16 protein-coding genes are annotated in these 25,457 nt (G+C 72.3%); 10 read left to right on the plus strand and 6 right to left on the minus strand.

All coding sequences use genetic code 11. From position 1 onward, the window contains the following. The first annotated feature begins 97 nt into the window (after window positions 1–97). Both eccCa and ACZ561_RS26075 read left to right on the plus strand, forming a co-directional pair. Entirely contained in the window at window positions 98–4,054 is a 3,957-nt protein-coding gene (gene eccCa, locus ACZ561_RS26070) for a type VII secretion protein EccCa (protein ID WP_470999361.1), read from the plus strand. A gap of 431 nt (window positions 4,055–4,485) precedes the next feature. Beyond that, window positions 4,486–4,731 carry a DUF397 domain-containing protein gene (locus ACZ561_RS26075; protein ID WP_376443616.1) on the plus strand — a complete coding sequence of 82 codons (246 nt, stop codon included), beginning with the start codon at window positions 4,486–4,488 and terminating at the stop codon, window positions 4,729–4,731. A gap of 70 nt (window positions 4,732–4,801) precedes the next feature. On the opposite strand, the gene ACZ561_RS26080 is transcribed toward ACZ561_RS26075, so the two are convergent. From ACZ561_RS26080 to eccB, 4 genes are all read right to left on the minus strand, one after another. Beyond that, complete coding sequence (locus tag ACZ561_RS26080) at window positions 4,802–5,095, minus strand: WXG100 family type VII secretion target (protein WP_470999363.1); 294 nt, start codon at window positions 5,093–5,095, stop codon at window positions 4,802–4,804. 61 nt (window positions 5,096–5,156) lie between these two features. Beyond that, window positions 5,157–5,498, minus strand: a complete 342-nt coding sequence (locus ACZ561_RS26085) for a WXG100 family type VII secretion target (protein ID WP_376443621.1) — start codon at window positions 5,496–5,498, stop codon at window positions 5,157–5,159. Window positions 5,499–5,690: 192 nt separating this feature from the next. Beyond that, entirely contained in the window at window positions 5,691–6,938 is a 1,248-nt protein-coding gene (gene mycP / locus ACZ561_RS26090; protein WP_470999365.1) for a type VII secretion-associated serine protease mycosin, read from the minus strand. Window positions 6,939–6,951: 13 nt separating this feature from the next. Continuing rightward, window positions 6,952–8,511: a type VII secretion protein EccB gene (eccB, locus tag ACZ561_RS26095; protein WP_470999367.1), complete on the minus strand. Its 1,560-nt coding sequence runs from the start codon at window positions 8,509–8,511 to the stop codon at window positions 6,952–6,954. A gap of 190 nt (window positions 8,512–8,701) precedes the next feature. On the opposite strand from eccB, the gene eccE reads away from it, so the two are divergent. From eccE to ACZ561_RS26135, 8 genes are all read left to right on the plus strand, one after another. Continuing rightward, a complete protein-coding gene (eccE, locus tag ACZ561_RS26100; protein ID WP_470999801.1) occupies window positions 8,702–10,021 on the plus strand; it encodes a type VII secretion protein EccE in 1,320 nt (439 codons plus the stop codon). After that, the gene (locus tag ACZ561_RS26105) at window positions 10,021–10,854 is read left to right on the plus strand and encodes a hypothetical protein (RefSeq protein WP_470999369.1); all 834 of its coding nucleotides are present in this window, start codon (window positions 10,021–10,023) and stop codon (window positions 10,852–10,854) included. The genes eccE and ACZ561_RS26105 overlap by 1 nt, the downstream gene beginning before the upstream one ends. A gap of 226 nt (window positions 10,855–11,080) precedes the next feature. Continuing rightward, on the plus strand, window positions 11,081–14,290 hold the full coding sequence (locus ACZ561_RS26110; RefSeq protein WP_470999371.1) for an SCO5717 family growth-regulating ATPase: 3,210 nt from the start codon (window positions 11,081–11,083) through the stop codon (window positions 14,288–14,290). Window positions 14,291–14,474: 184 nt separating this feature from the next. Next, a complete protein-coding gene (locus ACZ561_RS26115) occupies window positions 14,475–16,334 on the plus strand; it encodes an ABC transporter substrate-binding protein (RefSeq protein WP_470999373.1) in 1,860 nt (619 codons plus the stop codon). A 3-nt stretch (window positions 16,335–16,337) separates the two neighbouring features. Beyond that, the gene (locus tag ACZ561_RS26120) at window positions 16,338–17,399 is read left to right on the plus strand and encodes an ABC transporter permease (RefSeq protein WP_470999375.1); all 1,062 of its coding nucleotides are present in this window, start codon (window positions 16,338–16,340) and stop codon (window positions 17,397–17,399) included. Beyond that, window positions 17,396–18,280 carry an ABC transporter permease gene (locus tag ACZ561_RS26125; RefSeq protein WP_376441663.1) on the plus strand — a complete coding sequence of 295 codons (885 nt, stop codon included), beginning with the start codon at window positions 17,396–17,398 and terminating at the stop codon, window positions 18,278–18,280. Before ACZ561_RS26120 ends, ACZ561_RS26125 begins: the two co-directional genes overlap by 4 nt. Continuing rightward, window positions 18,277–19,242, plus strand: coding sequence for an ABC transporter ATP-binding protein (locus ACZ561_RS26130; RefSeq protein ID WP_470999377.1), 966 nt, complete (start codon window positions 18,277–18,279; stop codon window positions 19,240–19,242). The genes ACZ561_RS26125 and ACZ561_RS26130 overlap by 4 nt, the downstream gene beginning before the upstream one ends. A gap of 5 nt (window positions 19,243–19,247) precedes the next feature. Beyond that, on the plus strand, window positions 19,248–20,318 hold the full coding sequence (locus ACZ561_RS26135) for an ABC transporter ATP-binding protein (protein WP_470999803.1): 1,071 nt from the start codon (window positions 19,248–19,250) through the stop codon (window positions 20,316–20,318). A gap of 79 nt (window positions 20,319–20,397) precedes the next feature. Here ACZ561_RS26135 and ACZ561_RS26140 read toward each other — a convergent pair whose 3' ends face one another. Both ACZ561_RS26140 and ACZ561_RS26145 read right to left on the minus strand, forming a co-directional pair. Next, window positions 20,398–21,354 (minus strand): bifunctional riboflavin kinase/FAD synthetase, encoded by a 957-nt coding sequence (locus ACZ561_RS26140; protein ID WP_470999379.1) that lies wholly within the window; start codon window positions 21,352–21,354, stop codon window positions 20,398–20,400. Window positions 21,355–21,385: 31 nt separating this feature from the next. Beyond that, window positions 21,386–25,405, minus strand: coding sequence for a trypsin-like peptidase domain-containing protein (locus ACZ561_RS26145; protein WP_470999381.1), 4,020 nt, complete (start codon window positions 25,403–25,405; stop codon window positions 21,386–21,388). Window positions 25,406–25,457: the final 52 nt, after the last annotated feature.

Consider the following 25,457-nt stretch of genomic DNA (forward strand, 5'->3'; position numbering starts at 1 on the left):
GTAGGATCGCCGTCTCATGGGGGAGGCCGTCGCTCACGGGGGCGCCGGTGCGGAACTCCCGCACGAAGTCCGCCCGTAACAAGGGATTGATGCGCCGGTGAGCCAGATCGTCGTCAAGCGCCCGCCGAGGTCGCTTCCTCCGGAAGTACCCAGTGAGGAACTGGTCCTGGAGTCCCCACCCGAACTGCCGCGCGGGCAGCAGGAGGGCATTCTGATGCAGCTCCTGCCGATGCTCGGCATGGGCTCCTCGGTGGTGTTCTTCTTCATGCCTGGGGCGCATCCGTTCATGCGCATCATGGGCATCCTGATGCTTGTCTCGACCGTCGCGATGGTCATCGCGCAGCTCGTGCGGTTCCGGAAGGGTACGCAGGGGCAAATTGCCGATGTCCGGCGGGACTACCTCAAATACCTCGCGCAGACCCGGCGTACGGTCCGGCGCACCGCGCGCAAGCAGCGCGACGCGCAGCTCTATCTGCACCCCGCCCCCGAGCAGTTGTGGTCGGTGGTGGCCGAGGGCTCGCGGGTGTGGGAACGCCGCGTGGGCGACAAGGACTTCGGGCAGGTACGGATCGGGCTCGGCGCCCAGCAGTTGGCGACGCCCCTGGTCGCGCCGGACACGGCGCCGGTGGACGAGCTGGAGCCGCTGTGCGCGGGTGCGATGCAGCAGTTCCTGGCCGTGCACGGTTCGCTGGACGGGCTGCCGATGGCGGTCTCGATGCGCGCCTTCTACCACGTGACGGTCTCCGGGGAGCCGGAAGCGGCGCAGGCCGCGGCGCGCGGCATGGTCTCCCAGCTGGTGACGCTGCACTCCCCCGACGATCTGATGCTGGCCGTGGTCGCGTCCCGGGGCGCGCAGGAGCGCTGGGACTGGACGAAGTGGCTGCCGCACACGCAGGTGGCGGGACAGGTCGACGGCGCGGGCAGCAAGCGGCTGTTCGGCGACGACCTCGGTGAGCTGGAGTCGATGATCCGCTCGCGGCTCGACGGCCGGCCGCGGTTCAGCCGCGACAACCAGCCGGTCCTGGACCAGCCGCATGTCGTGGTGGTCCTCGACGGCGGAATGGTGCCGCCGGACTCGCTGTTCGCGGCGCCCGAGGGGCTGCAGGGCGTGACCATCGTCGAGGTCGTCTCGGGTGAGCTCGACGAGCCGCGCGGTGGGCTGTCGGTCGTCGTACGGCCCGGGCGGCTTCGTCTGGAGTCGGGCGGCGGTTTCGCCTACGAGGGGCTGCCGGACGGGATCTCGCTGCCGGCCGCCGAGGCGCTGGCGCGGCAGCTCGCGCCGCTGCGGATGGGCGGCGGGGACGACGACGAACCGCTGCTCGCCAACCTGGACTTCACCGATCTGCTGAACCTCGGCGACGCGGCCTCGGTGGACGTGGCGCGGACCTGGCGGCCCCGGTCGGTGGCGGAGCGGCTGCGTGTGCCGATCGGTGTCGGCGAGGACGGCCAGCCGGTCATGCTGGACCTCAAGGAGGCCGCGCAGGAGGGCATGGGCCCGCACGGTCTGTGCGTGGGTGCGACCGGTTCCGGAAAGTCGGAGCTGCTGCGCACGCTCGTCCTCGGTCTCGCGGTGACTCACTCCTCGGAGACGCTGAACTTCGTACTCGCGGACTTCAAGGGTGGTGCGACCTTCGCGGGCATGTCCCAGATGCCCCACGTCGCTGCCGTGATCACCAACCTCGCCGACGACCTCACGCTCGTGGACCGCATGGGCGACGCGATCCGCGGTGAACTGCAGCGCCGTCAGGAACTGCTGCGCTCGGCGGGCAACTACGCCAACATCCACGACTACGAGAAGGCGCGGGCGGCCGGTGCCCCGCTGGAGCCGCTGGCCTCGCTGGTCCTGGTCATCGACGAGTTCTCCGAGCTGCTGACGGCGAAGCCGGACTTCATCGACATGTTCATCCAGATCGGCCGTATCGGCCGCTCCCTGGGTGTGCATCTGCTGCTGGCCTCGCAGCGGCTGGAGGAGGGCAAGCTCCGCGGCCTGGACACGTATCTGTCGTACCGGATCGGTCTGCGGACGTTCTCGGCGGCCGAGTCGCGCACGGCGATCGGTGTGCCGGACGCGTACCACCTGCCGTCGGTACCGGGTTCGGGCTATCTGAAGTTCGGTACGGACGAGATGACCCGGTTCAAGGCGGCGTACGTCTCCGGTACGTACCGCACCGGCGGGCCGCGGCTGACGGCCGGACAGATGCCGATCGAGCGGCGGCCGGCGGTCTTCACGGCCTCGCCGGTTCCGGTCGTGTACGCGGCGCCCGACCCGGCGTATCTCACGGCGCAGCGCGAGGAGGAGGACGAGGCGCTCGCGGACACCGTCCTCGACGTGATCGTGCGCCGGCTGGAGGGGCAGGGCGTGCCCGCCCACCAGGTGTGGCTGCCGCCGCTGGACTCGGCGCCGTCGCTCGACCAGCTCCTTCCGGGGCTGGCGCCGACCGCGGACCGGGGTCTGACGGCGACCGAGTACACCCGTCCCGGCGGTCTGACGGTGCCGCTCGGCCTCATCGACAAGCCCTTCGAGCAGCGGCGCGAGGTGCTGTACCGGGACTTCTCCGGCGCGGCGGGCCACATGATGGTGGTCGGCGGTCCGCAGTCCGGCAAGTCGACGCTGATGCGGACGCTGATCTCGTCGTTCGCGCTCACCCATACCCCTGCCGAAGTGCAGTTCTACGCGCTGGACTTCGGTGGTGGCGGCATGGTGTCGCTGGCCGATCTGCCGCATGTCGGCGGGGTCGCGTCCCGGCTGGACCCCGAGCGGGTGCGCCGTACGGTCGCGGAGGTGCTCGGCGTGCTGAACCGGCGCGAGGAGTTCTTCCGCTCGCACTCGATCGACTCGATCTCCACCTACCGGCGCAAGCGCGCCGCGGGTGAACTGCCCGGCGAGGCCTGGGGAGACGTCTTCCTGATCGTCGACGGCTGGGGCGGTTTCCGCAACGAGTACGACGGGCTGGAGCCGGTCGTCTCGGACATCGCGGCGCGCGGTCTGGGCTATGGCATCCACGTGGTCATCACCGCGGCGCGGTACATGGAGGTGCGGGCCGCGCTGAAGGACCAGATGCTGGGGCGTCTGGAGCTGCGGCTCGGCGACGTCATGGACTCCGAGTTCGACCGCAAGGTCGCGGCGAACGTCCCGCCGGGCGTGCCCGGCCGTGGACAGGTGCCGGAGAAGCTGCACTTCATGGGCGCGCTGCCGCGGATCGACGGGTCGAGCTCGTCGGTGGACCTGTCGGAGGGCACGACCGCGTTCGTGCAGGCCGTGAAGAGCAGCTGGGCGGGCGCGCCCGCTCCGGCGGTGCGGCTGCTGCCGCGCCGGCTGCCGGCGGAGCAGCTGCCGAAGGGCTTCGAGTACCCGCAGCACGGCATCGCGATCGGTATCGACGAGACGAACCTGGAGCCGGTGTTCGTCGACTTCGAGACGGACCCGTTCTTCCTGATCTTCGGCGAGAGCGAGACCGGCAAGACGGGCCTGCTGCGGCTGATCGCCAAGCAGCTCTGCGAGCGGTACACCCCGGAGCAGGCGCGGATCGTGGTCGGCGACTACCGGCGCACGATGCTGGAGGCGGTCGCGCCCTCGCACCTGCTCGAGTACGCGCCGATGGCGTCCGCCATGCAGATGCACATGGACGCCATCAACACGGTGATGACGAAGCGGGCACCGAAGCCCGACATCACCCCGCAGCAGCTGCGGGACCGCAGCTGGTGGACGGGCCCTCAGCTGTACGTCCTGGTGGACGACTTCGAGCTGGTGGCGACGAACTCGGGCAACCCGCTCCAGGTGTTGGTGGAGAACCTGCCGTTCGCGCGGGACGTCGGCATCCGCTTCATCGTCGCGCGCAGCTCGGCGGGCGCGTCGAGGGCGATGTACGAGCCCTTCATGCAGCGTGCCAAGGAGCTGGGCGCCCAGGGCGTCATCCTCTCCGGTGACCCGGGCGAGGGCGACATCCTCGGCAACGTCCGCGCCCGTCCGATGCCCCCCGGCCGCGGCACCTTCGTCTCCCGCAAGCGCGGGACGCCGCTGGTGCAGCTGGGGTGGCTGCCGGAACAGCACTAGGGAGCGGTGGGTTTCGGCGAGCTGTGGGGGCAGGCGCGCGGCGAGTCCATGGAGCGGGTGCTCAGGGGCTCGGCGGAAGCGCCGCCTCCCCGGTCACCGTGCGCCGGCCCGCCGCCCCTGCCGGGGCCGGCGAGGCGGTTCCCGGGGCGCTCACGGCGGCGGCGGTGTACCTGCCGGACGAGGGCGCGGACATCGCCGTCCACACGGACGCCGACGGTCGGTTCGTCCCGGTGCCCACCCGTGAACGGGGCGGAGTCGGCCCGGCCGTTCCCGCCCGACCCGGCGCTCGAACTCAACCCCGATGGTCGGGTCTCCGTGCGGGTTCCCGTCTCCTGCGTACGGGCCGCGGGGGGCCGGCTCGGCCACTAGGCTGATCCACACGCTCGATCACAGCACGAGGCTCGTTCACAGCACAGATAAGGATCGCGCCGATGGCCGACGCCAGTGAGAAGGAACGACAGAAGGAAGAGCTCTACGCGCTCGACATCTCCGACGTCGAGTGGCAGGGCCCTCCCGGGACCTCTCCGGACGAGGAGCGGGTGGAGATCGCCCATCTGCCCGAGGGGGCTGTGGCGATGCGGTCGTCCCTCGACAAGGGCACCGTGCTGCGGTACACGAAGGCCGAGTGGGACGCGTTCGTCCTGGGTGCTCGTGACGGGGAGTTCGATCTCCGCTAGGCGCGGCGCATACGCGTGAGGGGGTGGCCCGTACGGAACGGGCCACCCCCTCATGCTTGTCCGCGGGATGTCACATCATCATGCGGAACCGGGCCGCGTTGCCCTTGTCGGTGTCGCGGTAGCCGATCACGGACTCGTCGAGCAGCTGCGCGATGCGCTGCAGGTCCTGGTTGATGGCGGCCTGGTCGTTGGTGATGCGGCTCTGGCTCTCCTGGTAGGCCTGCTTGGCCTCACCCTCCCAGTTGGAGGCGACGCGGTTGACGTCCCTCATGAGGTCGGAGAGCTTCTGGGAGAGCTGGGAGGCGGTGAGACGGACGTCGCCGGCCGCCTGCGTCACGGTGTCGTAATTGACGGCAGTCGTCATGTTCTTGGCTCCTGGAGTGAGAGATGCGCGAAGGCGAGAAGGTGTGGACGGGCCCTGAGGCTCAGGCCATGCCGAGGATGGCGCTCTGGCCCTGGCTGGTGTCGTCCATCTTCCGGAAGCCGCGGATGCGCTCCTCCTCCTCGGCCGTGAAGCCGTCGGCGCTCATCCGCATGAACTCCTCGAGCTTGATGAGCTCGACGCGCATGTTCTTCAGGCGCAGGTTCAGGTCGCCCTGCACCCGGTCGAACTCCTTCTGTGCCGCGCCCTGCCATCCGGCCTGGATGCGGTCCACCACGCCGTTGAGCGAGGTGATGCGGGCCTGGATCTCGTCGTGGAAGTCCTGGATCCGGCCGGCCAGCTTGGTCTGTTCGGCACTGGTTACGTTCAGGTTTGGATTCGACATCTTGCCCCTTCTTCCTTCGGTGGCTCTCGACGGTCCCTGCCGTCGGGCCTTCCGGTCGTGATATGGACGGGAATCTCTTGATGCCGCCCCCGTGCAGGGTCACTTCACTGCCGTGCCCCCGACAGTCACTCTAGCCATTTGGTACGACAGTTCCAACTGCAAAGGGCCGAACTGGTACATGACTGTTTCGGCTCATCGGGCGACCCCCTGGCGCCGCCGGCCGTCACGGATCACGATGGCCGTGCCGGCGACCACGGCCACCAGCACACCACCGATCCCCAGCGCGTATGTGGCGAGTCGTTCGGTGCGCTCCTGAGGCGTCTCCGTGACCGCCAGATGGGCGGCTTCGGGTGCCGGCGGCTTCGGCGGCCCGGGGTCCTCGGTGGGCGCCATCGGCTGCGGTTCCGGCCCGTCGGCGAGTGCCCTGACCGGGTCGACCACGCCCCAACCGACGTGGTTGTCCCGACCGTTGACGGAACGTACGGCGGTCTGCTCGATACGGGCCACGACCTGGGCGGGCTTCCAGTCCGGGTGCTTCGCCCGCAGCAGGGCGGCGACGCCGGCGACGTACGGGGCCGAGAAGCTGGTGCCGTTGTCGACGCACTGGCCGCCGCCGGGGACGGTGGAGACCATGTCGACGCCGGGCGCCGCGACGCCCACCATGGTCCCGGACTGGGAGAACGGGGCCCGTTCGTTGTTGCGGTCGGACGAGGCGACGGCGAGCACCCCGGGGAAGGCCGCGGGGTAGGTGAACTTGAGTTTGCCGTCCATGCCGTCGTTGCCCGCGGAGGCGACGACGACGACGTTCCTCTCCAGAGCCCGGGCCACCGCCTTGCCCATCGAGGAGTTCGGGCTCTGGATCTGCGTGGTGTCCTGCGAGATGTTGATGACGTGGGCGCCCTTGGCGACGGCGTGGTCGATCGCCAGCGCCATCGTGTCGGACTTGCCGCTGTTCTTCTCGTCGTTCTGCCGGATCGGGATGATCGTCGCCTCGGGGGCGAGCCCGACGAAGCCGGTGCCGGAGCGGGGGCGGGCGGCGATGATGCCGGCGACCTTGGTGCCATGGCCGACCTCGTCCACCGTGCCGTCGGTCTTGCCGCGCTGCTCGTCCCCGGGACCCGGGTTGTCCTTGTCGGGCTTCAGGTAGTCCTTGCCCGCCTTGGCGTCGACCGCTGTCTTCAGCTGCGGGTTGACGTCGTCGACTCCGGTGTCGATGACGGCGACGCGGATGCCCTTGCCCTTGGTGTCCTGCCAGAGCTCGTCGAGCAGCACCCGCTGGAGCGACCAGGGGATGCCCTCGATCTGCTTCTTCATCGGGAAGGTGCACTCGCCGCTGCCGTCGAGGCGGACGTCGTGCGGCTCCGCCGCGACCGCGGGCGTCGCGGCGAGGATCCCCGTGAGGGCCGTGGCGGTGAGCAGGGCCGCCGTTCGGTACGTCACCACTGCCACCTCCTTACGAACCCTGCGGCTGACGCGCGCTGTTGGTGTCGAGCCTCGGCCCCTTGGAAAGGAACTCCGACCACGTGATCGGCACGAGGAGCGGGGTGACCTTCTCGTAGCCGAGACGAGTCTGTGCCTCGCTCGGTTCCGGGCGGCCGTCGGTCTGCTTGCCGTCCTGGTCCCCGGTGCCGATGTCGGAGCGGGCGGCGTCGCTGTCGCCGTTGGCCTGCACGGCGTAGCGCAGGCCGGTGTCGGTGACGAGGAAGAGCGAGCCGTCGGGCTTGCTCTGGTTGCCCTGGATCTGGGTGTAGAGCAGGCCGCTGCCCGGGGTGACGTACGTGCTGGTGCCGCCGGCGGTGATCTCGGCGGGGTACTGGGGACCGGCCCAGGTGGTCAGCGTCGTACGGCCCTTGTCGTCGACCTGGTTGAGCACGCTGCACAGGGTGTCCCGGGCGCCCGCGCCGGCGACCGTGTTGACCTGCTCGGACTTGCGGGTCGGCCACCGGTACTGCGCGCCGAAGGTGACGGAGTCCGGGGTGAACGAGGCCGCGTCGACGGTGGTCGCCTTGCCGTCCATGTCGAGGGCGTCGGTCTGCGGCGAGTTGATGAGCAGCCAGGCGGTGAAGTCCGAGACCGGCTGGACCTTTCCGGGCAGGACCACGTAGTGCTGCGGCCCGGAACCGGTCTGGCCCAGCAGCACCATGCCGACCCGGTCCTCGGTCTGGCTGAGGTTGCCGCCGCCGATGCCGGCCGGGTCGCCGACCTTGCCGGGGATCTGCGGGAACTCGATGGGGCTGCCGGTGTGCAGGGTGGCCAGCCAGTCGTCCGTGACCTGCTGGGGCTCCTTGTTGAGGCCGACGAGCGCCGTGGTCAGACCGGCGGACTCGGCCGGGTCACCGGGCACCCGGTACTTCGTACCCCGGTGGTCGATGAGGTAGCGGGCCTTGTCCTTCTGGCCCTGGACGTACATCATCTGCCCGTCCTTGAGCTGCCCGCTGCCCTCTGTGCGCTGGAAGTCCCGCTGGGCGAAGACGAACGTGGCCTTCTGGACGCTGGATCCCTTGCCGCCGCCGGGCTGTTCGCACACGGCCCAGCGCTTGGCCTTGCCCGCCTCGTCCGCGTTGGGGAGCCGGTCGGGGGCGTACGGGATGCCGAGGATCGGGCCGCGCGGCGGCTTGCCCGCGTCGAGCAGCTTGTCGTCGACCTGGATGACCGCGAACTCCTGCGGCGTGAGCAGGAGCCGCGCCGATGCCAGGTTGAGGACCGGGTGGAGCAGGGTCTTCTTGTCCTTGCCCTTGCCGGTGGAGAGCACGACGTACCGGGTGGTCGACTGCTTGCCGACGATCACCTTGCTGCCGGGCTTGTCCCAACCCTTGGGGGCCTTGGGGCTGAACATGCCCCAGGCGCCGAACCCGGCGAGCACCACAGCGCCCACGATCAGGCCGGGGACGATCGCCCGCAACGGCCTCGGCGCTCCCTCCTCCGTGCCCGAGGGCGAAGGTTGGAGGAATGCGGCCACCGTGCGCTTCTTCGCAAAGGTGTACGCGTTGAGCTCATCCCGCCGTGATGCCATGAGTCCCCATTTTCGTCAGGCGCAGTCTTCACCGACGAGACCGGGGGGCATGGCACCCGGGCTCCGGCTGTCGGACCGGCCCCCTACTATGCCTGCTGTCCGGTGGTGCTTGTGGGGCGGGTAGGGTGAACCAGCCGCCAAAGCCCTGGCGGGCCAGGGTGATCGGGACGAATTGGGGGGATTCTCCATGATGGCATCCGCTACGCGGACGCGGACGCGGCGTGCGGCGGCCGCACCCTCCTCGGCGCCTCCGGCGCAGACCTCGGCGGGCGCGCCGTCGGCGGTCTCGCCTCGACTTCAGGCACGTCCGGGACACTTCGGATCGTTCCGATTGCAACAGCTCGTACTGATTGAGGTCGCGGCGGCGCTGCTGCTCGTGGCCTGGGTCGTCGAGCCGCTGCTGCTGGTGCCCGCCGGTGTCGTCGCCGCGCTGCTGGTCCTGCTCGCGGTGGTGCGCAGACACCGTCGCTCGATGCCGGAGTGGCTCGCCACCTACCTCGCCCTGCGCACCCGTACGCGCCGGGCCGCCTCGCTCGTTCTCCCGGAGGGCACGGAGCCCGGCCTCGCACCGGTCGTGGAGTGCGATCCCGCGCTGCGCACCTACGCGTACAGCGACCGGGACCGCCGGCCGGTCGGGATGGTCGGCGACGGCACCTTCCTCACCGCGCTGGTGCGCGTCGAGTCGGAGGCCACGGCGCTGCGTCCGGACCGTGCGGCACGCCCGCTGCCGGTCGCGCTCGTCCGAGACGTCCTGGACGTGGACGGGATCAGGCTCGAGTCGGCGCAGATCGTGCAGCACACGCAGCCGGCGCCCGCCCCGCATCTGCCGGAGCAGTCGATGGCCAAGCGGAACTACGCGCCGCTGCAGGCGCAGACGGGTTCGCCGGCGCTGCGGATCACGTGGGTGGCACTGAAGTTGGACCCGGAGCTGTGCCCGGAGGCGGTCGCCGCCCGCGGCGGCGGCCTGGAGGGCGCGCAGAAGTGTGTGGTGCGGGCCGCCGACCAGTTGGCGAGCCGGCTGGCCGGCGCCGGGTTCAAGGCGACCGTGCTCACCGAGCAGGAGCTGATCGCCGCGCTGGCGACGTCGTCGTGCGCGAGCCCGATGGCGATCGCGCAGGCGGGACGCGGCCAGGCGCAGGCGCGGCGGACCCAGGAGACCGCACGGACCTGGCGGGTCGACGACCGTCGCCATACGACGTACTGGGTGGGGCGCTGGCCTCAGCTGGGGAGCACGGGTGGCGCGGGTGCGTCGATGCCTCAGCTGATCGCGCTGCTGACCTCGCTCCCGGCGCTCGCGACGACGTTCAGTCTGACGCTGAGCGGCGGTGACCGTCAGGAGGTGACGGTGGCCGGGCACGTACGGATCACCGGTCGCAGCGACGAGGAGCTCGTGGCCGCGCGGCACGAACTGGAGCGTGCGGCGCGCGGGGTGAAGACGGGTCTGGTGCGGCTGGACCGCGAACAGGTGCCGGCCATGCTGGCTTCGCTGCCGCTCGGGGGTGCGCGCTGATGTCCTTCTCCACCACGCCTTCTTCTTTGCCTTCTTCTTCGCCTTCTTCTCAGCCTTCTCCCGGCACTCGGGGTACGGACGCCGGTTCCGGCAGACGCGGCGCGTCCGGACGCGGTGCGGGTAGGGCCGCACGGCCCAGATTCGGCTTCGGGCTTGTCGGGCCGCGCCGCGACCGGCACGCGGTACCGCTGGAGCAGCTCGGCGCGCTCGGCCTTCCGGTCGGCGACGACGGCATGGTCATCGGCGTGGACGCCGAGGGCCGGCCCGCGGTGCTCGGCATCAACCGCCCCACGGCGTACGACGTGACGCTGATCGGCGGTCTGTGGACGGCGCAGGTCATGGCGTTGCGCGCGGCGGCGACCGGGGCCCGGGTGGCTGTGGAGACCGGCCGGGCGCAGGCGTGGACCGGGCTCGCGCAGGCCGCGGGCGGTGGTCAGCCGTGCATCACGCTGCACGATGTCGGCCGGGTCCCGCCGCAGGGTGCGTCGGCCGGCAGTCCGGTGGTCGTGGTGCGGGACTGCGGAATGCGTCCGCCGCGCGGCCGGGTCGTGTCCGGCCCGTGGCAGTCGGTGGTGACGCTGCTGCCGTACCTGAGCCCGGTGGCCCCGCGTCTCCTGGAGAAGTCCTCGCTGGTCGGCGTCCAGCGGGTGTCCCCGGACGAGGCCACGCAGATCGCCCGCATCATGGGCCTGCCGCGTGCGGAGTCGGAGGCACTGTCGACGCTCGCCGACGGTGTGACCCTGTGGTGCACGCCGAGCGACCGGCAGTTCGTGATGACGCAGGCGACGGATGCCGAGACCGGATTGTTGGGCAGCGCGCGCCGGATGGACTGACGGCGCGACAATTTCCCATCCCGTCCATTTTTGTACGGGTTTGAATCGCCACGTGGTCACCGGGGGTTCACTCTGCGGTGCCGGTAGGTCACTTGGGGGCGAGACGTGATCTACGGGACAGACGTGGGCGGGCAGCCGGGCCTGCCCCACGGACACGGTTGGCGTTTAGGGTGGGTAGGGCCCGCCCACGACAGCACAAGGGTGCGCGACCACACCAGGAGGCAAAGTGAACGGCGATCGGGACGAGATCCACGGGGGTTGGAATCCACCCGCCGATGATCAGTCCGACGCGGATCCCGCCGAGATGACGGGTGAGTTCACCATCGACTACACCCCTCCGGCCTGGTACACGCAGAACGCGTCGGAATCGGCCGGCGCCGGGACGTCCGGCGGCGCCGGGGGTGCGACGCCACCGCCGCCGAGCGGTGCGCCCGTCGCCGTTCCGGGGCTCCCGTCCGGCAGTGGTTTCGAGCCCAACTGGGCGCCTCAGGCGCCGGTGCCGCCGGCTCCGGCCCCGGCCCCGGCCCCGGTTGCTCCCGCTTCGGTCGCGCCCGCCCCGGTCGCCCCTCCCGCGCCTGCCCCGGCACCTGTTGTGCCCGCACCGGCCGTTCCCGCCGACGGTGGGTCGTTCGGGGGCGGCGACCTGGAGAGCGGCGCCACCATGCGCTTCTCCCCCGCCGCGCTGAAGCGTGAGATGGCGGAGATCTCCGAGCGCGCGGCTACCGCCTCGACCGAGAACGCACCCGGCACGGATACCGGCGTGGGCTCCGCCTCCGGTGAAGCGGCGGGCCATGGTTCCGTCGATGGTCAGGCGCAGCCTTCGCCGGCCGTACCGACCGCGACGGACGGCCCGATGGACCCCGGTACCGGCGCGGGCACGCCGTCCACGTTCGACACCCACGGAACTCCCGCCGCGGCCCCGGCCGCATCCGAGGGCGGATCCACGGAGGCCGGCGCGGGCGACCGGAGTGTTGCCGAGGGCGGCAGCCCCGGCCTGCCGGAGAAGGACGAGTCGGCCGCCACCGGCGCGTCCGCGGGCAAGCTCTCGCCGGCGGACGCCGAAGGCTCCGCACCGGCGGACGACGCCACGGGCACGGCGCCGGTGGCCGACGAGGCGCCCGGCACCCCGGCCCTGCCGGCGGGCGAGAGCGCCCCGCGGGACACCTCCGAAGCCGGCGACAGCGCGGCGCTCGCGCTTCCCTCGGGCGACTCCCCGTCCGCCGACGCGCCGTCGGACGAGGCGGGTGACGGAGCCGCGCTCGCGCTGCCGGCCGCCGGCACGCCCGAGGACGCCGCCAACGCCGCCCCCGAACCCCAGGACGCGGTCCCCGCCGCGCTGCCGCCCGCCCTGCCTCCGGCGCCCGAGCCATGGAGCCCCGCCGCGCCGCAGGGCGGCGCCGGGCTGCCGCCGCTCCCGCCGTCGTTCCAGCCCGCGGCCCCCGCGGCCGCGCCGCAGTGGCCGGCCCCGGCTCCCACGGGCGACCAGTCGACGCCGCCGGTGGCCCCGCTGCCCGCCGCGGCCTCCTGGCCGGCCCCGACGCCCCCGAACGCACCCGTGCCGCCGCAGGGCACGCCCGGTGGCTACGGCTTCCCGCAGCCCGGTCAGCCGCTGCCCGCACCCGTCCCGCCGCAGGGCCAGGGCGCCTACGGGTTCCCGAACCCGGCCCTGCAGCCGGCGCCGCAGACGCCCGAGGCCAACGCCCCGGCCCCGCAGGGCGGGTACGGCTTCCCCCACCCCGGCGCACAGCCCGCACCGCAGGCACCCGAAGCCGGCGCTCCGGCGCCGCAGGGCGGCTACGGCTTCCCCCACCCGGGAACTCCGGGCGCGCAGCCGGCACCGCAGGGCGGGTACGGCTTCCCGCACCCCGGCGCACAGCCCGCACCCCAGACACCCGAGGCCAACACCCCGACGCCGCAGGGCGGGTACGGCTTCCCCCATCCCGGCGCGCAGCCCGCACCCCAGGCACCCGAAGCCGGCGCTCCGGCGCCGCAGGGCGGGTACGGCTTCCCGCACCCCGGCGCACAGCCCCCGCAGAACCCGCAGGTGCCCGGGCAGGTGCACCCGGATCACCAGGTGCCGCCCCACCAGGCGCCCGTTCCGCCGCAGGCCGGGCAGCAGCCGCCGGTCGATCCGCGGACCGGGGCCGCCTGGCCCACCGCGGTCACGCACGACCAGCGCGAGCGCTCCGTGCCGGGTGCCCCGCTCGGGTACAACGCGGCCGTGGAACTCTCCTCCGACCGCCTGCTGCGCAACAACAAGCAGAAGGCCAAGTCCAGCCGGAACCCCGGCGCCTCCGCCCGCTTCAAGATCGGTGGCAAGAAGGAGGAGGCCGAGCGGCAGCGCAAGCTCGACCTGATCCGTACGCCGGTCCTGTCCTGCTACCGGATCGCGGTCATCTCCCTCAAGGGCGGTGTCGGCAAGACCACGACGACCACCGCGCTGGGCTCGACCCTGGCCACCGAGCGGCAGGACAAGATCCTGGCGATCGACGCCAACCCGGACGCGGGCACGCTCGGCCGCCGGGTGCGGCGCGAGACCGGGGCCACCATCCGTGACCTCGTGCAGGCGATCCCGTACCTCAACTCGTACATGGACATCCGCCGTTTCACCTCGCAGGCGCCCTCCGGTCTGGAGATCATCGCCAACGACGTGGACCCGGCCGTCTCGACGACGTTCAACGACGAGGACTACCGGCGCGCGATCGACGTCCTGGGCAAGCAGTACCCGATCATCCTGACCGACTCCGGTACGGGGCTGCTCTACAGCGCGATGCGCGGCGTGCTCGACCTCGCCGACCAGCTGATCATCATCTCCACCCCGTCCGTGGACGGTGCCTCCAGCGCGTCGACGACGCTCGACTGGCTCTCCGCGCACGGCTACGCGGAGCTGGTGCAGCGCTCCATCACGGTCATCTCCGGAGTCCGCGAGACCGGCAAGATGATCAAGGTCGACGACATCGTGCAGCACTTCCAGACCCGCTGCCGCGGGGTCGTGGTCGTGCCGTTCGACGAGCACCTGTCGGCGGGCGCCGAGGTCGACCTCGACATGATGCGGCCGAAGACGCGCGAGGCGTACTTCAACCTGTCCGCGATGGTCGCCGAGGACTTCGTGCGGGCGCAGCAGGCGCAGGGGCTGTGGACCGGTGACGGCCAGGGCGGCGTTCCGCCGCACATGGCACCGCCGATGCCTGGTCAGCCCGGTCAGCCGATGCCCGGTCAGCCGTACGGCGGTCAGCCGGCACCCGGTCAGCCGTACGCGCCCCAGGCACCGCAGCCGGGTCAGCCGTACGGAGGCCAGCCGGGCCAGCAGCCGTACCCGCAGGCACAGCCGCAGCCGTACCCGCAGCAGCAGCCCTACCCGCAGCAGCCCGGTCAGCCCGGTATGCCGCAGGGCTGGCAGCAGCCTCCGCAGGCACCGCCAGCCCCTCAACAGTAAGGCGTCAGAGGACTGGACCAATGAGGCTCCGCACCGCTCCCCGGTGCGGAGCCTCTTGGCATTCCCGCAGCCCACAAGGGGTTTGAGTCATCGTTGACGCCGCTCCGTCACCGCTGATAAACCTTCGCTTCACCAGTTGGCGCCCCAAGATCGACGACAGAACCCCAACGCGAGGTCACGTCCCATGGTCAAGGTCACGAAGGTTCCCTCCCGCCAGGTCGCCCCCCGAAGACTCCCCCGGCTGCTCCTCGCCGCAGGTGTCGCCGCCACCACGCTCGTGGTCGCGCCCCAAGCAACCGCCCGGACCACCGCCCAAGCAGCCGACGAGAACAGCACGCTCACCGTCGCGGTCTCGCAGAGCGTCGACTCCCTGAGCCCCTTCCTCGCGCAGAAGCTCGTCTCCACCAGCATCCACCGGTTGGCCTACGAGTACCTGACGAACTACGACGCGAACGACGCCAAGCCGGTCCCGGGCCTGGCGACCGAGTGGAAGTCCTCCCCCGACAAGCTGACGTGGACGTACACGATCCGCAAGGACTCGAAGTGGTCCGACGGGAAGCAGGCCACGGCCGAGGACGCCGCCTGGACCTTCAACAAGATGATGACGGACGAGAACGCCGCCACCGCGAACGGCAGCTTCACGTCCAACTTCAGGAAGGTCACCGCACCCGACCCGCAGACGCTCGTCATCGAGCTGAAGAAGCCCCAGGCCACGATGACGGCGCTGGACGTGCCGATCGTGCCCAAGCACGTCTGGGAGAAGGTCGGCGACTTCTCCAAGTTCAACAACGACCAGCAGTTCCCGATCGTCGGCAACGGCCCGTTCGTCATCACGGACTTCAAGGTCGACCAGTACATCAAGCTGAAGCCGAACAAGGACTTCTGGCGTGGCACGCCCAAGTTCGATGAACTGGTGTTCAAGTACTACAAGGACGGTGACGCGGCCGTCGCCGCGCTGCAGAAGGGCGAGGTGTCCTTCGTACCGAACCTGACGCCCGCTCAGGCCGCGGCCCTGAAGTCCGCGAAGAACATCAAGGTCAACGACGCCCCCGGCCGGCGCTTCTTCGCCCTGGCCACCAACCCGGGCGCCCGCTCCAAGGACGGCAAGACCTTCGGCAACGGCCACAAGGCGCTGCTCGACCCGGTGGTCCGCAAGGCGCTCTTCCTCGCCGTGGACCGGACCACGATCGTCGACAAGGTCTTCCAGGGCCACGCCGTCGAGGGCGAGGGCTACATCCCGCCGCGCTTCGCGTCGTACTTCTGGAAGCCGGAGGCCGCGCAGAAGCTGGCCTACGACCCGGCCAAGGCCGGGCAGCTCCTGGACCAGGCCGGTTACAAGAAGAACGGCGACGGCAAGCGGGTCGGCAAGGACGGCAAGCCGCTGGACTTCCGGATCCTGTGTCACGCCACCGACCCGAACGACAAGGCGATCGGCAAGTACCTCCAGGAGTGGTGGGGCGAGCTCGGCATCGGGCTGAAGGTCGAGTGCCTCGACAACGTCGGCGACCCGTGGACGAAGGGCGACTACGACCTCGCCTTCGACGGCTGGTCGGTCAACCCCGACCCCGACTACGTCCTGTCGATCCACACCTGCGGCACCCTGCCGGCGACCCCGAAGGACTCCGGGGCGACCGACAACTTCATCTGCGACAAGCAGTTCGACGCCCTGTACGCGCAGCAGTCGGTGGAGTACGACGCCGCCAAGCGGGCGGATCTGGTCAAGCAGATGCAGTCACGGCTGTACGACACCGGGTACATGAATGTCATGGCGTACCCGAACGCACTCGAGGCGTACCGCACGGACCAGATCAGGTCCATCACGACCATGCCGGCGGCCGCCGGCAACCTCTACGGCCAGGACGGCTACTGGAGCTGGTGGTCGGCCGTTCCCACCACCGCTGCCGCGGGCTCCGCGGCGGACGGCGGATCGAGCGGCTCCGACAGCGGAGTGATCATCGGCATCGGTGCCGCCGTCGTGGCCGTGGTCGCTCTCGGTGTCTTCCTCGGCATGAAGCGCCGGTCCACCGCCGACGACCGCGAGTAGTCCGTGACGACCGCAAGCACCCCCGCCGACGTGGTGCGGACCGAGAAGGTCCGCACCACGGACGGCGCCTCCCGCACCGGTACGACCCTCCAGTACCTCCGCTACGTGGCCGGCAAGCTGGGCGGCGCGGCCGTCTCGCTGCTCGCCGTGCTCGTCACCAGCTTCTTCCTCTTCCGGATCATCCCGGGTGACCCGGTCAAGGCGATGACGCACGGTGTGCCGACATCGGCCGAACAGCTGGCGACCCTGCGTCGGCAGTTCGGGCTCGATCTGCCGCTCTGGCAGCAGTTCACCGACTACTGCGCCAAGGCGCTGAGCGGCGATCTCGGCACCTCGTACCAGTTCCACGCCCCGGTCGGCGATCTCATCGCCACGAAACTGCCGGCCACCCTGCTGCTCACCGGCGTCGCCGTGATGATCTACTCGGCGCTCGGGCTGTGGCTCGGCACCCGCTCCGCCTGGCACCACGGCGGGCTGGGCGACAAGCTCAACACGGGCGTCGCGCTGACCCTGTGGTCCGTGCCGTCGTTCTGGCTCGGACTGCTTCTGATCATCGTGTTCTCGGTGGGCATCGGCCCGATCCCGGGACTCTTCCCGACGGGCGGCATGGAGTCGGGCGCGGGCGAGACCGGCTTCGCGTACGTTCTCGACGTCGCGCACCACATGGTGCTGCCGGTCCTCACCCTGGTGGCCGTCGGCTACGCGCAGACCCTCCTGGTGATGCGCTCCTCGCTGCTCGACGAGATGGGCAGCGACTATCTGACCACCGCGCGGGCCAAGGGGCTCCGGGACGACGTCGTACGGCGCCGCCACGCGGTTCCGAACGCGCTGCTGCCGACCGTGACGATGGTCTTCATCAACCTCGGCCATGTGGCGGCGGGTTCGATCCTGGTGGAGACCGTGTTCTCCTGGCCGGGGCTCGGCGGGCTGTTCTACCAGGCGCTCAGCGTGCCCGATCTGCCGCTCGTCCAGGGTCTGTTCGTGGTCTTCGCCGGCGCGATGATCGTGATGAACCTGATCGCCGATCTGCTCTATCCGCTGCTCGACCCCCGGGTGGGCCGATGACCTCTCTCACATGGGAACGCCGACGCGGTACCGTGTCCCGCTTCTGGAAGCAGTACCGCACCCACCGCGCCGGTCTCTACGGTCTGGCCGGGCTCGCCGTCATCGCGCTGCTCGCGCTCGCCGCCCCGCTGATCGTCGGCGCCGACGTCCAGTCGGTCACCAATGCGCCGGGTACGGCCCTGGAGCCCCCCAGCGCCGAATTCCCGCTCGGAACCGACCAGTTCGGCCGCTCGCTGCTCGGCCTGCTGCTCTGGGGAGCGAGGATCTCACTGCTCGTCGGCCTGCTCGCGGCGGCGCTGTCGGTCGCCATCGGCACGCTCGTCGGCATCATCGCCGGCCATTACGGCGGCTGGTTCTCGACCGTCGTCATGCGGATCACCGACTGGTTCCTGGTGATGCCGACGCTGGTCCTCGCGATCGTGCTGGCGACCGTGCTGTCCCGGTCGATGTGGACGGTGATCCTTGCGATCGGCGTCACCACCTGGCCGACCACCGCCCGGCTGGTGCGGGCCCAGACGATCGCGGTGGAGTCCCGGCCGTACATCGAACGGGCCACCGCGCTGGGCGGCGGACACGGGCACATCATGAGCCGGCACGTGCTGCCCAACGTGATGCCGCTGGTGCTCGCGCAGACCACGCTCGGCATCTCCACCGCGATCCTCACCGAGGCGACGCTCGCCTTCCTCGGCCTCGGCGACCCGACGGTGGTGTCCTGGGGCGGAATGCTCCAGGACGCGCGGGAGGCGGGGGCGGTCTCCTCGGGTCACTGGTGGTACCTCGCCCCGCCCGGGATCGCGATCGCGCTGGTCGCGCTCGCGTTCACGCTGTGCGGGCGGGCGGTCGAGTCCGTGCTGAACCCGAAGCTGGGAGTGGGTCGATGAGCCTGCTGGAGGTACGGAATCTGAGCGTGACGTACGGGTCGGGGGCGGCCGCCGTCCCCGCCGTGCGGGGGGTCGATCTGACCCTGGCCGCCGGGCAGAAACTCGGGGTCGCGGGCGAGTCGGGCTGCGGGAAGTCGACGATGGCGCTCGCCCTGCTGCGCCTGCTGCCGCCGTCGGCCCGGCTGACCGGGGAGATCCTGCTCGACGGCGAGGACGTCCTCGCCATGAAATGGGGACGGCTGCGGGCCGTGCGCTGGGCGGGGGCGTCGATCGTCTTCCAGGGCGCGATGCACTCGCTCAACGCGGTGCACCGGATCGGCGACCAGATCGCCGAGCCGCTGCTCACCCACGGGCGCTCCACCCCGGCGGCGGCCCGCAGGCGGGTCGGGGAGCTCCTGGAGCACGTAGGGCTGCCGCCCGCGCGGGCGGCGGGCTATCCGCACGAACTGTCCGGCGGGCAACGCCAGCGGGTGATGATCGCGATGGCGCTCGCCTGCGATCCCCGGCTGATCGTGGCCGACGAGCCGACGACGGCGCTGGACGTGATGATCCAGGCACAGATCCTGCGGCTGATCGAGCGTCTGGTGGCCGACGACGGGATCAGCCTGCTGATGATCAGCCACGATCTCGCCGTGCTCGCCGACACCTGCGACCGGCTCGCGGTGATGTACGCCGGGCGGGTGGTGGAGGAGGGCCCGGCCCGGGCCGTGTACGACGCGGCCGAGCACCCGTACGGGCGGGCGCTGTCCTCGGCCTTCCCGAGGATCGGCGACCCGGCGTCCCGGCGGGCTCCGCGCGGGCTCCCGGGCGATCCGCCGGACCCGGCGGATCTGCCGGTCGGCTGCGCGTTCCACCCGCGCTGCCCCATGGCGGTGGAGGTGTGCGGCGAGCAGGACCAGGAACTGCGGGAGGCGGGCGCGGGGCGCCGGGCGGCCTGCGTACACGTGGGGAGTGGCTCGTGAATCCGTTGACACCTGACGGCGGCGCGTCCGAGGCGGGCTCGCCGGTTCGGGCCGGGGCGTCGAGCGCCGCGCCACCCGCGCCCGTGCCGTCGAGTCCCCTGTTGTCGGCGGCCGGGCTGAAGGTCACCTTCCCCGGGCGGCGGGGCGCGCCCGCCGCCCGCGCGGTGGACGGGGTGGACCTGGACATCGGCGCGGGCGAGATCGTGGCGCTGGTCGGCGAGTCGGGGTGCGGCAAAACCACGCTGGCCCGTTCGCTGCTCGGTCTGGTGCCACCGACGTCCGGGACCGTCACCTTCGCCGGGCAGCCGCTGTCGTACAGCTCCCGTGCCCTCAAGGCGTACCGGAAGCGGGCGCAGTTGGTCCTCCAGGACCCCAGCGGCTCGCTGAATCCGCGCCACACGGTGTACGACGCCGTGGCCGAGGGGCTGCGGATCCACGGCTACCCGGGGGACGAGCGGGCCGCCGTCGGGGAAGCCCTGTCACGGGCCGGGCTGCGCCCGCCGGAGCGCTTCTTCCTGCGCTACCCGCACGAGCTGTCCGGCGGGCAGCGTCAGCGGGTCGTCATCGCGGGCGCGCTGGTCCTCCAGCCCGAGCTGATCGTCGCGGACGAGCCGGTGGCCTCGCTGGACGCCTCGGTGCGGGGCGAGATCCTGGCGCTGCTGCTGCGTCTGCGGGACGAACTGGGCCTGTCGGCGCTGGTCGTCACGCACGACCTGGGTCTCGCGTGGAACATCGCGGACCGGGTGGCGGTGATGTACCTGGGACGGATCGTGGAGACCGGCACGGTGGAGTCCGTCCTGACCTCACCTCAGCACCCGTACACCCGGGCGCTGTTGTCGGTCCTGCCGGAGTCGGAGGGCGAGCCGGTGGTCCTGACCGGCGAGCCCCCGGACCCGGCCCGCATCCCGTCCGGGTGCCGCTTCCACGCCCGCTGCCAGGTCCTCGCCTCGGGGGAGGCGTCCGCCGTCGCGGAACGCTGCCGGGGCGAGGAACTGCCGGTGCTGGGCGGCAGCGGGGCGCGGGACGTGGCGTGTCACTGGGTGCGTGACGGGGCGGAGGTCACGAGCGGGCGCTGACGCCCGCCGGAGGCGTCTGCGCGGCGCAGAGCCGGAGCTGCGGGGGCGGGCTCGCCCCGGACCTCCGGCGCGGCCCCGGTCAGCCCTTCCGGTCGTACGCCTCGGTCAGTTCACGGCAGCGCTTCACATCGCCGGCCATCGCTTCCAACAGGTCGTCCAGGGTGTCGAACTTCAGCATCCCGCGGACGTACGCCAGGAAGTCCACGGCCACGTGCAGGCCGTACAGGTCGAGCCCCTCGCGGTCGATCGCGTACGCCTCGACGGTCCGCTCGGTGCCGTCGAACTGGGGGTTGGTGCCGACCGAGATCGCGGCCGGCATCCGCTCCCCCGCGGCCGTCAGCCAGCCGGCGTACACGCCGTCGGCCGGGATGGCGGTGTGCGGCAGGGTCTCGACGTTGGCGGTCGGGAAGCCGAGCTCGCGGCCGCGCTGGGCGCCGCGGACGACGATGCCCTCGACGCGATGCGGGCGGCCGAGGATCTCGCCGGCGCCTTCCATGTCGCCCTCGGCGACCAGGCGGCGGGTGAGCGTGGAGGAGAACGGCTCGCCGCCGCCCGCCGTACCGCTCACGTAGAGGTCGACGACCTCGACCTCGTAGTCGTAGGTGGCGCCGAGCTCGGCCAGGAAGTCGACGTTGCCGGCGGCCCGGTGGCCGAACCGGAAGTTCGGGCCCTCGATGACAGCCTTCGCGTGCAGCTTGTCGACGAGGACCTTCACGATGAAGTCCGCCGGGGAGAGCTGCGAGAACTCGGCCGTGAAGGGCAGGACGAGCACGGCGTCCACGCCCAGCTTGGCCATCAGCTCCGCGCGCCGGTGGTGCGGGGCGAGCAGGGGCGGGTGGCTTCCGGGCCGTACGACCTCGGAGGGGTGCGGGTCGAAGGTGACGACGACCGAAGGGACGCCGAGCTCGCGGGCGCGGTCCACCGCCCGTCCGATGATCAGCTGGTGCCCGCGGTGCACACCGTCGTAGGAGCCGATGGTGACGACGCTGCGCCCCCAGTCCTGGGGGATGTCCTCCAAGCCACGCCAGCGCTGCACTGTGACCGCTCCTCGTCCGCCTGTTCGCCGATTACGCAGGTCTAAGACTGCCATGCCCACGGCCGTCGTCCCGCATCGGCATGGAACTGCCGAGGCTCAGGACCGTACGGCGGGTGCCGGGGCCGACGACGGAGGCCCATTCCGCGGGGCTGGCGGTGAGCCAGCCGGCCAGCTGGGCCGCGAAGGCGGGGACTTCGCGGGCGAGCTCGCCGAGGCGTCTGTCGAGACAGGTGGCGCCCTCGGGGGTGCGGACGAGGAGGAGGCCGGCGCGGTGGACGAGGTCGCGGGTACGGACCTCGGTGCGCCGCTCGCAGCCGAGGGCGGCGGCGCGCAGCAGGGCGTCGAGGACGGCCAGGTCCCGGGCCTCGTACCGCTCGTGGTCGAGCAGGAGGTCGAGGAGTTCGGTACGCAGGAGGCGGGAGGCGCCGGTGCCGGGGGCGGCGAACACGGGGGCGAGGGCGCTGCGGACCTGGACGGATCGGTTCTTGAGGAGGCCGGTGACGAGCGGGAAGAGGATCGCGCGGGCGGCCGGTCCGTGTTCGAGGCGGCGGTCGACGAAGGCGGCGGCGTGGCGGGCGCCGTCGGGGTGGTGGTCGACGTACTCGCGCACGAGGGCGGCGGCGCGGCGGGCGAGAGCGGGGGTGGTGACCTCGGCGAGGGCGCGGAGCACCTCGCCTGCGGCCTCCCCCGGGCCGTGCAGGCGGGTCTGGAAGGCGGCGAGGACCGGTTCGGGGTGGGTGGGGAGCGCGGCGACGAGCGCGCACGCGGGGACGCCGGCGTCGGTGAGGGCGCGGGGCAGATGGCGGGAGCGGGTGTGCGGGTCGCGGACGAGGAGGCCGAGGGCGGGGCCGTGCAGGGCGGCGTCGCCTGGGCGGGCGAGCAGGGCGAGGGCCGTGTAGCGGAGGAGTTCGCGGTCGGGTCCGGTCGTGACGCGCTCGGCGACGAGGCACCCGTACGCGGCGGCGGCGGCCCGACGGGCGGGGCGCCCGTCGTCGTGGGCCCACCGGTCGACGGCCCGGCACACGGCGGACGGCTCGTCCTCGACGAGGGCGGTCAGCAGCCCGTCGGCGAGCGGATGGGCGGTGGCGACGAGGGCCTCGCAGAGGTCGTCGACGGCGAGGCTCCGATGGGTGTGCAGCAGCGCCTGCGCGGCGGTGGCGACGGTGGCGTCCGGCGCGGCGGCCAAGGCGCGCGTGTCGCCGAACCAACGGCAGAGCAGCGGCTGAACACCCCGGGGCTCGGCGACGAGCCGAGCGGCGACGGCATCGAGAAACCGTGGCACCCGATCGCCCCCGGGCGCGGCATCGGCGGGGACGACCCGCCGCAGGAGGTCCATCCGCTCCCCTTCCCCGATGCGCAACGCTTCCCAGAAGACGGGCCCGAAGGGGGCGAAGGCACCGGCGAGGGGGGCGGGGGCGGGCGGGTCGGCGGGCGCGGGCAGGTCGGTAGGTCCAGGCAGATCGGCCGGGGGACGCGGCCCGGGCAGGTGGGTAGGTCCAGGCAGATCGGCCGGGGGACGCGGCCCGGGCAGGTGGGTAGGTCCAGGCAGGTCGGTAGGTCCGGGCAGGCCGGGCTGACGCGGCCCGGGCAGGCATTCCGGCTGACGCGCCTGCCGCCTGCCGGGTGACCCGGTCGGCTCGTGTGCCTGCGGCCCGCCCGGCGGGTCGGGCGGGCCCGACGGCCGGGACGGCGCGAGGGCCCGCTGGGCGGGCAGGAGCCTGGGAGCGGGTGCCTGCGGCGGGGGTGGTGGGCTGGTGCCGATGCGGTCGGCGAGGTGGCGGAGGACTGGGAGGTAGGGCTTGAGGTCCGGGAGGCGTAGCAGGGTCTGGGACAGGAGTTGGGCGCCCCACCAGGCGGCGTCGGTGGACTCCCGGCCCGCGGCTGACAGGCGGTCGAGGGCGTCGGCAAGGGCCGTCAGGCGCGGCCCGAGCACGGCAGGACCCTGCTCGCGGTCCAGGAGGAGCAGGGCCTGGACGACCGGGCCGATCCGGTGGCGGGGCACGGGAAGCGAGCGCGCCGGCTCCTCGCCGGTGCCGTGCGCGCCGGGCGGCGGGGGTACGTGTCCTGTCGGCATGGCGCGCGGCGCCCCGGGGCGGGACGGGAGCCCGACCGGCGGGCTCTCGTGCCAGCGGTGGACGAGCGCGTGCAGGGCGCCGTCGACGTCCAGGTGAGCGCCCTGGATCCAGTCGGCGAGCTCCTCGTGACCGAAGCGGTAGCCGGATCCGGCGGGAACGACGAGGCCCTCCGTGAGGACGGCGGACGCCCAGCCGGTCCGCCACGGGAAGATCTCCTCGAAGGACTCCCGGTCCAGTTCCCCCTGCCCCGGCCCGAGGCACCGACGCGCGGCCTCGTGAACCTGTCCGGCCACCCGTGCCGCGAGCCGTCGTACGGCGGTACCCCGTGGGAGTGGGCGGGACCCGGCCGCGATCCGTACCGCGACGCGCAGACACATCAGGTCCAGGTAGGCGCCGAAGATCTCCTCCCGCCCGGGGCGTCCGGGCACATCGCCGGGCAGCGCCTCGCGCACCTCGGCGAGCAGCCGCAGCGCGAGCGGATGCCGCGCGTCGTCGATCCCCGGATCGGTCCCACGGAGCCCGTATCGCCCCAGGGCCAGGGCCGCCTCGCCGTGGGCCAGGTCCCCGATCGGCACCCCACCGGCGGCACAGGCCGGGAACCCGAGTACGTGCACCGGCGTACGCCCGCCGATGCCGGGCTCCGCGCCGGCCGGGCCCGAGCCTTCGAGCCCGGCCGGGCCGGTCGGCCCCCAGCCCCCCGCACGGCCGAGGTCGGGCCATCCGTGTCCGGCATCGCCCTGCGGGCCCGACCCCTCACCCCCGCGCCCCGGCCCGCCTCCATGCAGGGACTCCGGCGCGTACAGGCCGCTCGCCTGGTCCCAGTGTTCCGGGCGGCAGCCGAGCATCAGGCGGGTGCCGTGGGTGTGCAGCCAGGATTCCGTGCCTTTCGTCCAGGCGGGGAGGCGGTGGGCGAGTGTCGGGGGCATCTCCTCCGGGCCGTCGAGGATCACGAGCAGCGGGCGGCCCGCCTCACGGGCGAGGGCGGCGGCCCGTTCCGGGGTCGCGGTGGTGGCGTCACCGCGCGTGCCGGTCGTCGCGACGATCCGGCCGGCCTGGCGCAGGACGCGGGCGACGGCGTCGGCGACCGAGGTGTCCTCCGCGCGCAGGTCCGCGCCACGCAGCCAGACGGTGGGCGCGGGCTCGGCGCCCCGGGCGCGGTCGGCGCAGTGGGCCGCGAGCGCGGTGGTGCGGCCGGTGCCGGGCGCGCCGACGAGCGCGAGGACCACGGCGCCGCCCTGGGCGAACGCGGCGAACTCCCGGACGCACACGGCCCGTTCGACGGGCTCGCCCCATCCCCTGGGGCCGCCGGCCGAGCCGAGGGAGGTGGCGGTGAGTTCCAGGACGCCCGCCAGGTTCAGGTCCTGGCCGTAGCAGGGGACCGTCGCCGCGTTCCGCCGCAGCAGCGCGGCCAGCGGCTCCACGGCCGCGAGGGACACCGCGTACCCGGCCGCGTCCCGGCGGTCGCCGTGCAGCGAGGTACCGAGGACCGCGACCACGGCCCCGGTCGCGGGGTCCACGACCGGGCCCCCGGCGGCCCACCCACCGAGACGGAGCGCCTCCGCGCCCTCGGTGCCGATGGCCAGCTCCAGGGCGTGGTCGAGGACATGGAAGCGATCGGTGGCGGTGTACGTGACGGACGCACTGCCCAGGACCCGCGCCTCGCGCCAGCCGTGCGCTGCGATCCGCACGTACGTCCCGGCCTCGATCCGGGTCCGGGACGAGACAGGCAGCGGGCGGACCCCGAGCCCCTCGGTCCGTACGAGCGCGAGACCGGCCTCGGGGAGGGCCGTGATGGCGTCGGCCTCGGCGAGGCACATCCGCTCGTCGGCGGCGTGCAGCACGATCCGTACGAGCCCGTCGACGGCCTCGTGGCTGGTGACGACGGTCCCCCGGTCGTCGGCGACGAAGCCCGTTCCGCGCGGTCGGCCCGCCAGATCGCAGATCCGTACCAGCGTCGCCAGGTCCCCGCGTCCCATGGTGTCGACGGTAGGTCGGCGGTGATCACTCCGAGAAGCGCACCGGACGAAC

The organism is Streptomyces sp. NPDC039609 (assembly GCF_055596705.1).

Excerpts from the sequence above, each read along its gene's own strand:
- ACZ561_RS26075 (WP_376443616.1), top strand. The coding sequence starts at position 4,486 with ATGGCCGACGCCAGTGAGAAGGAACGACAGAAGGAAGAGCTCTACGCG.
- ACZ561_RS26080 (WP_470999363.1), bottom strand. The coding sequence starts at position 5,095 with ATGACGACTGCCGTCAATTACGACACCGTGACGCAGGCGGCCGGCGAC.
- ACZ561_RS26085 (WP_376443621.1), bottom strand. The coding sequence starts at position 5,498 with ATGTCGAATCCAAACCTGAACGTAACCAGTGCCGAACAGACCAAGCTG.
- eccB (WP_470999367.1), bottom strand. The coding sequence starts at position 8,511 with ATGGCATCACGGCGGGATGAGCTCAACGCGTACACCTTTGCGAAGAAG.
- eccE (WP_470999801.1), top strand. The coding sequence starts at position 8,702 with ATGGCATCCGCTACGCGGACGCGGACGCGGCGTGCGGCGGCCGCACCC.
- ACZ561_RS26105 (WP_470999369.1), top strand. The coding sequence starts at position 10,021 with ATGTCCTTCTCCACCACGCCTTCTTCTTTGCCTTCTTCTTCGCCTTCT.
- ACZ561_RS26115 (WP_470999373.1), top strand. The coding sequence starts at position 14,475 with ATGGTCAAGGTCACGAAGGTTCCCTCCCGCCAGGTCGCCCCCCGAAGA.
- ACZ561_RS26125 (WP_376441663.1), top strand. The coding sequence starts at position 17,396 with ATGACCTCTCTCACATGGGAACGCCGACGCGGTACCGTGTCCCGCTTC.
- ACZ561_RS26130 (WP_470999377.1), top strand. The coding sequence starts at position 18,277 with ATGAGCCTGCTGGAGGTACGGAATCTGAGCGTGACGTACGGGTCGGGG.
- ACZ561_RS26145 (WP_470999381.1), bottom strand. The coding sequence starts at position 25,405 with ATGGGACGCGGGGACCTGGCGACGCTGGTACGGATCTGCGATCTGGCG.